The 11067-nt window shown below is 73.0% G+C and carries 15 protein-coding genes; 1 reads left to right on the top strand and 14 read right to left on the bottom strand.

The genetic code is table 11. The features are described from left to right. Positions 1-32: 32 nt before the first annotated feature. The 7 genes from ACMXN5_RS42790 to ACMXN5_RS42760 all read right to left on the bottom strand — a co-directional run bounded on the left by ACMXN5_RS42790 (position 33) and on the right by ACMXN5_RS42760 (position 4716). On the bottom strand, positions 33-1184 hold the full coding sequence (locus ACMXN5_RS42790; protein WP_439680269.1) for a type III polyketide synthase: 1152 nt from the start codon (positions 1182-1184) through the stop codon (positions 33-35). Positions 1185-1418: 234 nt separating this feature from the next. After that, a complete protein-coding gene (locus ACMXN5_RS42785) occupies positions 1419-1664 on the bottom strand; it encodes a DUF5999 family protein (protein ID WP_439681402.1) in 246 nt (81 codons plus the stop codon). Between the two features lie 224 nt (positions 1665-1888). Then, positions 1889-2320: a GNAT family N-acetyltransferase gene (locus ACMXN5_RS42780; RefSeq protein WP_439680268.1), complete on the bottom strand. Its 432-nt coding sequence runs from the start codon at positions 2318-2320 to the stop codon at positions 1889-1891. 156 nt (positions 2321-2476) lie between these two features. Then, entirely contained in the window at positions 2477-2935 is a 459-nt protein-coding gene (locus ACMXN5_RS42775) for a hypothetical protein (protein ID WP_439680267.1), read from the bottom strand. Between the two features lie 84 nt (positions 2936-3019). After that, positions 3020-3673 carry a methylated-DNA--[protein]-cysteine S-methyltransferase gene (locus tag ACMXN5_RS42770; RefSeq protein WP_439680266.1) on the bottom strand — a complete coding sequence of 218 codons (654 nt, stop codon included), beginning with the start codon at positions 3671-3673 and terminating at the stop codon, positions 3020-3022. A gap of 4 nt (positions 3674-3677) precedes the next feature. After that, positions 3678-4160: an RNA polymerase sigma factor gene (locus tag ACMXN5_RS42765; RefSeq protein ID WP_439680265.1), complete on the bottom strand. Its 483-nt coding sequence runs from the start codon at positions 4158-4160 to the stop codon at positions 3678-3680. A gap of 43 nt (positions 4161-4203) precedes the next feature. Next, positions 4204-4716, bottom strand: a complete 513-nt coding sequence (locus ACMXN5_RS42760; protein WP_439680264.1) for a methylated-DNA--[protein]-cysteine S-methyltransferase — start codon at positions 4714-4716, stop codon at positions 4204-4206. A gap of 370 nt (positions 4717-5086) precedes the next feature. Between ACMXN5_RS42760 and ACMXN5_RS42755 the strand changes: the two genes are divergently transcribed. Next, positions 5087-5953, top strand: coding sequence for a universal stress protein (locus tag ACMXN5_RS42755; protein WP_439680263.1), 867 nt, complete (start codon positions 5087-5089; stop codon positions 5951-5953). A 98-nt stretch (positions 5954-6051) separates the two neighbouring features. Here the strand turns inward: ACMXN5_RS42755 and ACMXN5_RS42750 are convergent, their stop codons facing one another. The 7 genes from ACMXN5_RS42750 to ACMXN5_RS42720 form a co-directional block, all read right to left on the bottom strand. Continuing rightward, the gene (locus ACMXN5_RS42750; protein ID WP_439680262.1) at positions 6052-6474 is read right to left on the bottom strand and encodes a CBS domain-containing protein; all 423 of its coding nucleotides are present in this window, start codon (positions 6472-6474) and stop codon (positions 6052-6054) included. A 212-nt stretch (positions 6475-6686) separates the two neighbouring features. Next, positions 6687-7451, bottom strand: coding sequence for a maleylpyruvate isomerase family mycothiol-dependent enzyme (locus ACMXN5_RS42745; RefSeq protein WP_439680261.1), 765 nt, complete (start codon positions 7449-7451; stop codon positions 6687-6689). A gap of 9 nt (positions 7452-7460) precedes the next feature. Continuing rightward, the gene (locus tag ACMXN5_RS42740) at positions 7461-7925 is read right to left on the bottom strand and encodes a hypothetical protein (protein WP_439680260.1); all 465 of its coding nucleotides are present in this window, start codon (positions 7923-7925) and stop codon (positions 7461-7463) included. Beyond that, on the bottom strand, positions 7909-8415 hold the full coding sequence (locus tag ACMXN5_RS42735) for a SigE family RNA polymerase sigma factor (RefSeq protein WP_395792750.1): 507 nt from the start codon (positions 8413-8415) through the stop codon (positions 7909-7911). The genes ACMXN5_RS42740 and ACMXN5_RS42735 overlap by 17 nt, the downstream gene beginning before the upstream one ends. Before the next feature lie 117 nt (positions 8416-8532). Continuing rightward, positions 8533-9381 carry a metal ABC transporter permease gene (locus tag ACMXN5_RS42730; protein ID WP_439680259.1) on the bottom strand — a complete coding sequence of 283 codons (849 nt, stop codon included), beginning with the start codon at positions 9379-9381 and terminating at the stop codon, positions 8533-8535. After that, on the bottom strand, positions 9378-10250 hold the full coding sequence (locus tag ACMXN5_RS42725) for a metal ABC transporter permease (protein ID WP_439680258.1): 873 nt from the start codon (positions 10248-10250) through the stop codon (positions 9378-9380). Before ACMXN5_RS42725 ends, ACMXN5_RS42730 begins: the two co-directional genes overlap by 4 nt. Positions 10251-10256: 6 nt before the next feature. Next, positions 10257-11021 carry a metal ABC transporter ATP-binding protein gene (locus ACMXN5_RS42720; RefSeq protein ID WP_439680257.1) on the bottom strand — a complete coding sequence of 255 codons (765 nt, stop codon included), beginning with the start codon at positions 11019-11021 and terminating at the stop codon, positions 10257-10259. Positions 11022-11067 lie beyond the last annotated feature (46 nt).

The raw sequence follows: 11067 nt of genomic DNA, 5'->3' as shown, positions 1-11067 counted from the left end.
GTTCGGATCGGCGGACGGTCGGCTCGGCGGCCTCATCCCGGCCGCACCGGCGAGGCCGCCGGGTGCACGGGCGCGGACCGCTGCCCGGTGACCCGGCCCCGGGTGCGCCCGCGCCGGCGGTACTCGACGGGCGGCGCGCCCCGGGTCCAGGTACCGAGCGCCATCTCGGCGGTGATCCCCGGGCCGAATCCGGCCACGATGCCGCGCCCGCCGACACTCGGCTCACCCTCGGCGAACAGCCGGTCGAGCGCGTCGAACACCACCGCGCTGGCGATGTTCCCGTACTCGGTGAGCGTGGCCCGGCTGTGCCGGAACGCGTGTTTGTCGACGCCGAGGAATCGGCTCAGGTCGTCCAGGATCCGCGGGCCGCCGGCGTGCACGACGTAGAAGTCCAACGCCGAGGCGTCCCACGTGTGTCGGCTCACCAGATCGGCGATTACCGGCGCCAGCGGCTCCATCGTGCCCGGCACCCGCTTGTCCAACCGGAAGTGGAAACCGGTCGCCTTGACGGCGTACGAGATCCAGTCCTGGGTGTGCGGGATGAGGTAGGAGGCGTTGCGTTCCAGGCGGACCCCCGTACCACCCGAACCGCGCACCACCGCCGCCGCCACCGCGTCGCCGAACAACCCGTCGGACAGCAGCGAGCCGATGTCGTCGTCGCCGGGCTGGTAGCACAGCGAGCAGAACTCGCAGGCCACGATCAGCACGTTGGCGTCGGGGTAGGCGGTGGAGAAGTCGTGCGCCCGATTGATCGCCGCGCCACCGGCCGCACACCCGAGCTGGGCGATCGGCAACTGGCGTGTGTCCGAGCGCATGCCCAGGGCCTCGACCAGCCAGGCGGTCATCGAGGGCATGGTGAAGCCGGTGCACGAGACGTAGATCAGCAGATCGATGTCCCGCACGCCCAACTCCGCGTTGGCCAGCGCCTGATAGACCACGGGCGGCACCCGGCGCTTGGCCTCCCGCTCGTAGACGAGGTTGCGCGCCTCGAAACCCGGGTGCCGCAGGGTCTGTTCGAGCGGCTGCACGAGGTGTCGCTTGCGGACGCCGGTGTTGCCGATCAGCCGCAGCGCCAGCGGCAGCCGCGGGTTGTCGGCATGCAGCCGGCGGGCGATGTCGATCGACTCGTCCAGCGTGACGGTGTTCTCGGGGACGGCCACGGCGGGCCGGCACAGAGTACTCACGGGGTGCCTCTCTCTATCGTTCGGAACTGCGGGGCGATGTGTCCACAACCTTCGGCGCACCCGGGTCCCGATCACCTGAGGCCGAAGTCCCGTCCCGAGTCCCGGAACACCTCGGGACCGAAGGAAGCGGTCACACCCCCTTGGAACACCCGCCGCGCCTCCCCGGGCGCACACGAAGAGGACCGCACGCGCGGGGCGTGCGGTCCTCTGTGGGTATCGGTGCGGTCGGCCCGCCTACCCGGCGGTTTCCAGTCGGCGCTGCGCCGGGACCCGGGCGGGCCCGTCGGCGGGCGCTCCTTCCGGTTCGGGCCGGTGCGGTGCCTCGACGACACCGTCGGGCAGCAGCGCGCCGGTGTCCTCGAAGATCACCACCCCGTTGCACAGCAGGCTCCACCCCTGCTCGGGGTGGCTGGTGACGACGTGGGCCGCGAGGTGATCGGGGGCCGATGCGGTGGGACAGGTGGGAATGTGCCGGCACATGATCCTGGTCCTTCCGAGGGATGCTTCGGGTGCCGAGAGCGGGAGCGGGTCGTCGAGTTCCCGCGTGATCGTGTCGCCTTGGTAAGTCATGCACCTACCGTGCGCCCGGCGGTGTCCCGAACGAATGAGCCTGCGGCCCTTCGCCGGCCCGGCCGTGTCCCGCCCGGACCGGGGCCGCCCGCCGCGGGCCGGGCGGGCAGGCGCGGGGGTCGGCCGGCGCGGGGTCACTGCTCGCCCAGCACCATCCACGTGTCCGTCGAGGCCGGCCGCCGGAACCCCACCTTGGCGTACACGCCATGTGCGTCGGCGGTGGCGAGCATGATCCGGCGCAGCCCGTCCGGCGCCAACTCGTCCCGGACGGCGATCGTGAGCGCCGTACCCAGGCCCTTGCCGCGCACCGTCGGATCGATGTAGACGTCGCAGAGCCAGCCGAAGGTGGCCCGGTCGGTGATCACCCGGGCGTAGCCGACCTGGGCGCCGGAAACGACGTCGTACACCCCGAAGTTGAGCGAGCCGGCGATCGCCCGCTCCAGCTTCTCGCGCGGCCGGCCGAGCGCCCAGTAGGCGTCCTCGGACAACCATCGGTGGATCGTCGCCACGTCGAGCCGCGTCGGATCGGTGGACACCTCGTAGCCCTCGGGGAAGTGACTGTTCATCCCCGGATCCAACCAGCCCCGCCGCCGTCGAACCACCGGATATCCGGGCCCGGGGCGGTAGTTCGGCAACGCCGGGCACCACGCCCGGAGTGCCGGTGTCCCGGGTGTCCCGCCCGGCTTCCGCGCGGTTTCGGCGGCCGGCTCGAGGCGCGGGGATCAGGGCGCGGGGATCAGGGCCTCCGCGTGGGCCCGCAGGGTGGGCCTGCCGTCGGGTCCGGGCGCGACCAGGCGCAGCCGGAGCAGGTGGCCTCGGCCGGGGCCGGGGGTGTCGCTGCGCAGGGTGCCGGTGACGCAGTCGAAGGTCGCGGCGTCGGTGTGGTGCACGAAGAAGGCCGGACCGGCGACGCCGGCCAGCAGCTCGATGGCGTCGGCGAGGAGGCGGGGGCTGCGGGGGCGGGCGTGCTCGACGTCGACGGCCAGGATGCCGCCCGGCAGGAGCGTGGTCCCGCGCAACCGCCAAGGCGAACCGGGCAGGTCACAGGCCACCCGCAGGCGCGGCTCCAGGTCCGTCGCGGGATCCGGCTCGACCCAGTCCGGGCGGGTGGTCTGCTCGGCCAACTCGCGCACCGCGTCCCCGGGCGCCTCATCGCCCGGCACGCCGAAGAAATCGTCCATGAAAGTCACTGTATGTCGACATGTCGTAACCGGCTCGCCCGAAACCTCCCTCCGGGCCCCGATCGTGGCGTCCGGAATCCCCGGCTAGCCGGCGTCGCCGGACCGGGCCCCGATCCGGCCGCCGACCTCCAGGGCCAGCAGGGCGGCCTTCCGGGCCGGGCCGCCGGCGTAGCCGCCGAGGGTGCCGTCGGCCCGCAGCACCCGGTGGCAGGGCAGCACGATCGGCAGCGGGTTGGTCGCACACGCCGTACCCACCGCCCGGACCGCGCCGGGGTTGCCGACCAGGCGCGCCACCCGCGCGTAGCTCCAGGTGTCCCCGTACTCGATCTCGGCGAGCCGGCGCTGCACCAGCTGCCGGAAACCCCGGGACAGCGCGAGGTCGAGCGGCAGGTCGAAGCGTGTCCGGGTGCCGGCGAAGTACTCGTCGAGTTCGCGGACCGCGCGGTCCAGACGGGCCGGCGCGCGCAACACGCGCGGCCCGAGCCGGCCGGCCAGCGTGTCCAGGACCAGGTCGTGGTCCTCGCTCTCGAAGGCGACCCGGACCAGGCCGGTCCCGGTGGCGGCCAGCAGGAGTGATCCGAGGGGGGTGTCCACGCTGGTGTAGGCCACGTCCACGAGCCCGTCCCGACTCGCGGCGGCCACCAGCCGCTCGTGCAGCCGATCGAGGGTGTCCGGGCCCGAAACGGCGCGGGCGCGGAGGGCGGAGGCGTCCGGGTCGTCGGTGCGGGTGTCGATCACGGTGCTACTCCTTCGGGGTGGGTGCGGACAGCGCGGCGCGGAGCGCCCTGATCCCGTCGGACGCGGCGCGGCGGATCGCTGCCGGGGTGCCGCCGACGATCTCGGCGATGGCCGCGTAGGGCAGGCCCGCGAAGTGGTGGTAGGCCACCGCTCGGCGCTGCTTGGGCGGCAGTGCCTTGACCGCGTCCCACAACTCGTGGTCGACCGAGCCGGGCACGCCGATGGTCGACGGCCGTTCGGGCAGGTCGTCGGTGACCACCGCGTGCCGCCGCCGGGCGCGGGTGATGTCGATGGCCTTGCGATGCGCGATGGTCACCAGCCAGGCCTGCACGTTGGCGTCCTCGGGCAGATCGGGGTAGGCGCGCAGGGCGGCGAGGAAGGTCTCCGACCAGGCGTCCTCGGCGTCGTGCACGCCCACGATCGCCCGGCAGACCCGCAGCACGGTGTCCCCGTGTTCGTCGACGACCCGTTCGAAAGGTTGCTGCATCTCCCCGATCCCGTGCGGCGTCGCTCCCGTGCCCGGCGGGCGCTCAGAACAGCCGGGCCGCCTTCGACGCGTCGGACTCCTCCAGGTCCAGCAGCGTACGTTTGCGGGCGAGGCCGCCCGCGAAGCCCGTGAGCTTGCCGTCGCTGCCGACCACCCGGTGACAGGCGACGATGATGGAGATCGGATTGTGCCCGACGGCCTGGCCGACCGACTGGGCCAGCGCCTTGTTGCCCAGCCGCTCGGCGAGCGCTCCGTAGGTCGTGGTCTCGCCGAACGGGATCTCCCGCAACATCGCCCACACCTGCTCCTGGAACGGGTCGCCGTGGGTGGCCGTAGGCACGTCGAACGAGGTGCGCTCGCCGGCCAGATACTCGACGAGTTGGGCCGCGGTCCGGGCCAGGAGCGGGTCGTCGTGGTGCTCGACCCGGCGGCCCAGGCTCTCCTCGGGCGGCAGGTACCAGTGCCCCGGAAAGTAGAGCCCGACGACGGCGTCGTCCGCGGCCACCACGGTCAGTGCGCCCAGGGAGGTGTCCACGAGCGCGTGGCGGGTGTCCATGATGCCGGTCTCCTCTGCGATGTACGGCTGCCGCGTGCGGCCCGCGGCCCTGTGTCGGTGTCTGCCGGTGCCGGTGTGTGTCGGCCCGTGTCGACTCGGTATCGACTCGGTATCGGGTAGACGCGTGGGCGCGGCCGAATGTGAGGTCCCGGGTCGATCTCGTCGAACTCGGCCCATCGGAGCGGGCATCAACCGGGTGAAACTCGCTACCTGCCCGAGCGGGCATCAGCCGGGTGGAACTCGCTACCTGTCCGAGCGGGCATCAGCCGGGTGGAACTCGCTACCTGTCCGAGCGGGCATCAGCCGGGTGGAACTCGCTACCTGTCCGAGCGGGTATGAAACGGGTGGATGCCCTCTAGAGGTGAGTGCCATGTCGTCCCCACACAGCGAAGCCGGTCTCGGGGTCCTGGTCGGTCACGACGGTTCGGCCGCGGCCGAGCACGCGTTGCACTGGGCCGCGCGGGACGCCGCCGCGCGCCGGGTGCCGCTGTACATCGTCACCGCGGTGCCGGTCGGCGGGCTCGGCCACCAGCATCGCGCCGAGGTCCGCGAGCGCGCCCACGCGCTGATCGACACCGCCGCCGCGCGGATCCGCGCGGACATTCCCGCACCGGCCGTGGAGACCTCGGTCCGCGAGGGTGACAGCGCCGAGTCGTTGCTCGCCGCGAGTGCCCGGTGCGACACCATCGTGGTCGGCAGTCGTGGGCACGGCGGCTTCACCGGGCTGCTCCTGGGCTCGGTGTCGTTGCGGGTGTGCGCGCACAGCAGTTGTCCGGTGGTCGTCGTACACACCCCGGCGGCCGAGGACGCGCGCGGCGTCGTGGTCGGCGTCGGCGGTCCCGAGGACGGCCCCGCCGCGGACTTCGCGGCCGACCACGCGCGGCGCCTCGGCGGCGGACTGCGCGCCGTGCACTCGTGGGCGCTCCCGGTCACCGGCCTGGCGCCGAGCCTGGTGTTGCCGAACATGATCGACGTGGAGGCGGTCCGGGCGGAGCGCACCAGGATGGTGGACAAGGTGCTCGGCAGGATCCGTACCGAGGATCCCGAACTGCCCGTGGACACCGTGGTGATGAACGGAACGGCGGGCCGCGACCTGGTCGACGCCTCGATCGACAGCGCCCTCGTGGTGGTCGCCGCGCACCGCGGACGCGGCCACCTGCCGATGCGGCTCGGCCCGACCACGCACGCCGTCCTGCACCACGCGCGGTGTCCGGTGGGCGTGGTACCCATCCACTGACCGAGTCGGCGCCCGGCCCACGCGCGACGGCCGTCCCCCGCGCCCCGGGAGATCGAACCGGGCTGCGGGGAACGGCCGTCGAGACAGGTGACGAGCGACTAGCGCGACGTCGCGTATACGCTTTCCGCGAAGGCGGCTATCTGCTCGTCCGACAGGTGCCGGGCCAGATCCGCCTCGCTGATCATGCCGACCAGGCGCTTGTGATCGATCACCGGCAGTCGCCGAATCCGGTGCTCCTGCATCTCGTGCAACACCTCGCCGATGTCCGCCTCGGCGTCGATCCAGCGCGGTGTGCCCTCGCACAGGTCGCCCGCCGTCACCTGGGCCGGATCGTGGCCGAGGGCAACACACTTGGTGACGATGTCGCGGTCGGTGACGATGCCGCACAGTCGTTCGTTCGCATCGGCGACCGGCAACGAGCCCACGTCGAGTCGAAGCATCAACTGGGCCGCCCGATCCAACGTCTCCGTCCGCGAAATCCACTGCGCGCCCTCGTGCATGATGTCCCTGGCCATGGTCATGGTGTGTACCTCTCCGGAAATCCGCCGCCGACGGCGGCGGCCGAAACCGCGCGGCGAAGCCCGCACACGCTCCTTTCATCGTCTCCGCCGCCCTCCTCGTCGGCCACTCGGGTGTGTACGCGTATCCGTTGTGTATGGATCCCGCGCCGGCACCACACCCGTCCCGTGCCGGAGTGTTGCGCCGGCGTACCCCGGGCTCGGCACGATTCGCGCTACTGGGTGGCGACGACGATGCAGCGGTGCAGTTCCTCGACCGCCTCCGGGGCGCCCACGACCGTCACCGGGCTCGTCGCGTCGGCCTCCTCCCGGTTCCAGAGCCGGCGCAGCACCGCCGCCGACGGCCCGCTCACGGTCACGTCCGCCGGGCCGGTGCCGGCGCCGTCCTCGACGCGGAACAGGCCCGGTCCGGTGGATACCCGCCAGGCGGTCTCGTCGGCGCGCACGAGGTAGGTGCGGCCCGGCGATTCGGCCAGGACGCCGGTGAAGTAGTCGCCCCACTCGGCGACGCCGTACGCCACGAACACCTTCAGCAACTCGTCGACACCGTCCACCGCGAGGTCGGTGGGGATCTCGCCGATCGGCTCCCCGGCGGCGAGTTCGGCGTCGATCCGGTGGATCACCGTCTCGTGCGCCATCCGCCGGATCCAGAAGCCGACGGTCGGGTCCGGGGCGTACCAGGATCCGGCGGGATCCTTCGGGCCGTGGGTGGCGAACTCGTGTCGCAGGTCGGCGTACGCGCGGTCGAGCAGCGCGATCGGGGCCTCCTTCGCCGGCTCCTGCGGCGGCCACGGGTCGGGTTCGGCACCCTCGCGGATGGCCTGGGTCTTGTGCAGGTACACCTCGCCGACGTGGCGGGTCAGGTCGGCCACGGTCCAGCCCGGGCAGGTCGGCACACCGGCCGTGGGGTCCGTCGCCGACGCGGCCCGGAGGCGGGCGAAGTCGGCCGCGAGACAGTCGAGCAGTCGGGAGAATTCCATGCCCACAGTTCAACACAACCCCCCATCCCTACGCGCCCGTTCGAGCTCGGCGCCGCGAGCACGGTCCGGTCGTCGACCTGCTCGGCGACCGGGTCGGCCGGTCGGGTCCGTAGCGGATTGGTTCGACGGGGCGGTGTACAGCGTCGGTGTCGCGTCGGTGCCCTTGGGGGTGGGGACCGGCGACTCCGAGGGCACCGGGACGGGCGATACCGCCGGGGGCGACGGGGTCGGGTCGTCCTGGATCAGCGCCGCCGCGAGGGTCGCGGTGCCGCCGAGGACCAGGCACGCGGTGGCGCCCAGCAGGGCCATCCGGCGGCGGCGCAAACGGTCGCCGCGGCGCCGGATCGTGGCGAAGGGCGCGGGTGTGGCCTGCCGGCTCCCGTCGACGGCGACCTCCAGCAGCGCGGTGCGCAACGGATCCGGCTGCGGGAGGGGCGGGACGGGCGGGTTCGACGACTCATGAGGCTCCGGCACCGGGGGACTCCTCTGCGTACGGGTCGGGCAGGAGGTGGGCGAGGGCCACACGTCCGCGCACCAGGTGGGTCTTGACGGTGCTGCTCGCCATGCCGGTCTCGGCGGCGATCTGTTCCACCGTCAGGTCGCAGACGTAGTGCAGGGTCATCACCCGGCGCTGCTTCGGGGTCAACTCCCGCAGCGCCGAGACCAGTACGACCATGCCGGGTTCGGGCCCGGGGGCCTGGAGGGGTGCGCCGTGCCGCCGCCACGCGTCGTCGGTGCGCCGTCTACCGCGCCAACGGCTCACCGCCAACCGCCAGGCGACCACCCGGATCCATGCCTCCGGATTGCCGTGCCGGTCGAGTTGTCCGCGTCTGCTCCACGCCTTGACGAACGCCTCCTGGACCACGTCCTGGGCCTCGTGCCGATCGCCGAGCATCAGGTAGAGCTGACCGGTGAGTCGGCCGACGGCGGCCGCGTAGAACTCTTCGAACTCCTCGACGGTCAACGACTCCCCCGGCTCTGTTTCGGACTCGGCGGATGTACGCCCGCGGACCAAGTTTCGGTCGACGCGTGCAGCCGGGGAAATCGGGTGACCTGCACCACAGCGCCTCCCGGGGACGGCTCAGGCCGGCGCGGTCGCCGTTCCCGGGCGCCGGTCGAGGAGCCGGCCGAGCGCGCCGTGTCGCGGGGATACGAGCAGCGAGACGACGAAGCCGGCCGCCGCCACGAGGGCGATGGTCGCGCCCGCCGCCACGTCGTAGTGCCGGGAGAGTTCCAGGCCGGTGACCGCGCTGCCGACGCCGAGCAGGCCGGCCAGTACTCCGGTGCGGCGCAGCGAGTCGGTCCACAGCCGGGCGGTCGCCGCCGGTGCCACGAGCAGGGCCAGGGTGAGCATGACGCCCACCGCCGGGGTGAGCACCACCACGACCGCCTGCACGATCAGCAGGAGCAGCAGGTCGAGGGCGAGGGCCGGGTGTCCGGCGGCCCGCATCCCGTCGTGGTCGAAGGCGGCGAAGCCGAGTTCGCGGCCGAACACCGCGAGCAGCGCCAGGATCACCGTCCCGACGGCGGCCGTGACGGCCAGGTCGTGGGTGTCGATGGTGACGATGGAACCGACCAGGAAGGCGGACAGTTTGCGATCGCTCGCGGGTCCGGCCGCGACCAGGACGGCGCCCAGGGCGAAGCCGGCCGCGAGGACCACGCCGATCGCCCCCGACGCGGTCCGGCCCGGGCGCCGGGTCAGTGCGAGGACCGCGACGGAAAGCAGTACTCCGAACGCGGTGCCGCCGAGGTAGATGTCGATGCCCAGGATCGAGGCGAGGACCACGCCGGGAAAGGTGGCGTGGGTCGTCGCCATGGCGTGGAACGCGAGTTTGCGCAGCACGACCTGGACACCGACGACGCCGGCCAGGAGGCCGACCATGACCGCCTCGGCGTAGGCGCGGTGGGTGTAGGTGTCGAACCAGGTCATCGGGGGCTCCGGAAGCGGGCGGGGCGCAGTCGGGCCGCGCCGCACGCGCCGAGGGCGAGCAGGTACCCGGCCACGAGGGTGAGCACGACGGTGGGGGCGGCGGGCAGGGCGAGGTCGTGGTCGACGGAGGCGGTGTAGCTGATGGTCAGGCCGAGGTAGCCGCACACCACGGCGGCGATCGAGCCGATCAGCGCGAGGTGGGCCGGGCGGCGGCCCAGGGTGCGGCCGATGGCCGCCGGGAGTACGAGCAGGGCCAGGATCAGCGCGGTGCCGACGGTGCGGACCGCGGCGACCACGGTCAGCGCGACGATCAGGTTCAGCGCCAGGTCCAGCGCGCCGACCCGGTGGCCGGCGGCTCGGGCCGCGTCGGGGTCGAAGGCGCGCAGCACGAGTTCGCGGCCCAGTACGGCGAGCGCGGCCAGGCAGAGCACGGCTACCACGGCGGTTTCGGTGATCTGGGCGCGTGAGGTGTACAGGACCTGGCCGAACAGGAACGTCTCGAGGTCGGCGGAGTAGGAGTGGCTGCGGGAGACGACCAGGACGCCGATGGAGAACATCGCGGTCAGCACGATGGCGAGCGCGGTGTCGTCGCCGGTGCGGCGGTGGCGGGTGAGCAGGGTCAGGGCGCAGGCGGTGACGCCGGCCGCGATCAGCGCGCCGGTGAGGATGCCGGTCGCGCCACGGAGGGCGAAGCCGATCACCACGCCGGGGAAGACGGTGTGGGTGAGCGCGTCGGCGACGAATTCGAGGCGGCGCAGCGCGACGAACGTGCCGACGGTGCCGCAGAGTACGCCCAGGATGGTCAGTTCGATCAGGGCCCGGGTCAGGTAGGGCACGCGGAAGGGTTCCAGGAGCAGTGCGGTGTCCACGGCCGGTCAGTTTCGGGTGACGACGAGTCGGCCGGCGTCGAGGTCGACCACCCGTCCGCCGTAGCAGGCGCGCAACAGGTCGGGGGTGAGCGCCAGTTCGGTCCGGTCGAAGGCGATCTGCCGGCGATTGACCAGGCAGGTCTGTTCGCACAGGCACTGGACCGGGCCGAGGTCGTGGGTGCTGACCAGCACGGCCGTGCCGGTGCTCTTGGCCCGGGTGAGGGCGGTGATCAGCGCGTCCTGGCTGACCGCGTCGACGCCGTTGAAGGGTTCGTCCAGGAGCAGGATCGGCGGGTCCGGGGACAACGCGCGGGCCAGCAGTACCCGCTGGCGCTGCCCGCCGGACAGCGTGCCGAAGCGGGCGCCGGCGCGGTCGGCGAGGCCGACCCGGGCCAGCGCGTCGTCGACGGCCGCCCGGTCCTGCCGGCCGGGTCGGCGCCACCTGCCGATCAGCCGCAGCCGGCCCATCATCACCACCTGGCGGGCGGTGACCGGGAATTCGGGGTCCAGACTCGCGGCCTGCGGTACGTAGCCGACCCGGGCGCGCGCCTCGGCCGGGCGGCGGCCGGCCACGGTCACCGTGCCCGCGATCACCGGGACCAGGCCGAGCACGGCCTTGATCAGGGTGGTCTTGCCGCCGCCGTTGGGGCCGATCAGGGCCAGCGCCTCGCCGGCGCGGACCCGGCCGTCGACGCCTTCCAGGACGGGCGCGCGCGTGTAGGCCATGGTCGCGGCGGTGAAGCGGATCGGGTCGGGGGCTGGGTCGGTCATGGCCGGGCCCACGGCGCGGCGACGGCGATGGTGGTGGCGCTGCGGT

This window comes from Embleya australiensis, from assembly GCF_051903075.1.
In the GTDB taxonomy this organism is placed as follows: Bacteria; Actinomycetota; Actinomycetes; order Streptomycetales; family Streptomycetaceae; genus Embleya.
The sequence above is the reverse complement of the archived record's forward strand: the minus strand, read 5'-3'. Positions and strand labels throughout refer to the sequence as shown.

What these genes read in the sequence shown, in the direction of transcription:
- ACMXN5_RS42775 (WP_439680267.1), bottom strand. Translation starts at nt 2,935, where the DNA reads ATGGACGATTTCTTCGGCGTGCCGGGCGATGAGGCGCCCGGGGACGCG.
- ACMXN5_RS42755 (WP_439680263.1), top strand. Translation starts at nt 5,087, where the DNA reads ATGTCGTCCCCACACAGCGAAGCCGGTCTCGGGGTCCTGGTCGGTCAC.
- ACMXN5_RS42765 (WP_439680265.1), bottom strand. Translation starts at nt 4,160, where the DNA reads ATGCAGCAACCTTTCGAACGGGTCGTCGACGAACACGGGGACACCGTG.
- ACMXN5_RS42760 (WP_439680264.1), bottom strand. Translation starts at nt 4,716, where the DNA reads ATGGACACCCGCCACGCGCTCGTGGACACCTCCCTGGGCGCACTGACC.
- ACMXN5_RS42750 (WP_439680262.1), bottom strand. Translation starts at nt 6,474, where the DNA reads ATGACCATGGCCAGGGACATCATGCACGAGGGCGCGCAGTGGATTTCG.
- ACMXN5_RS42720 (WP_439680257.1), bottom strand. Translation starts at nt 11,021, where the DNA reads ATGACCGACCCAGCCCCCGACCCGATCCGCTTCACCGCCGCGACCATG.
- ACMXN5_RS42780 (WP_439680268.1), bottom strand. Translation starts at nt 2,320, where the DNA reads ATGAACAGTCACTTCCCCGAGGGCTACGAGGTGTCCACCGATCCGACG.
- ACMXN5_RS42745 (WP_439680261.1), bottom strand. Translation starts at nt 7,451, where the DNA reads ATGGAATTCTCCCGACTGCTCGACTGTCTCGCGGCCGACTTCGCCCGC.
- ACMXN5_RS42785 (WP_439681402.1), bottom strand. Translation starts at nt 1,664, where the DNA reads ATGTGCCGGCACATTCCCACCTGTCCCACCGCATCGGCCCCCGATCAC.
- ACMXN5_RS42730 (WP_439680259.1), bottom strand. Translation starts at nt 9,381, where the DNA reads ATGACCTGGTTCGACACCTACACCCACCGCGCCTACGCCGAGGCGGTC.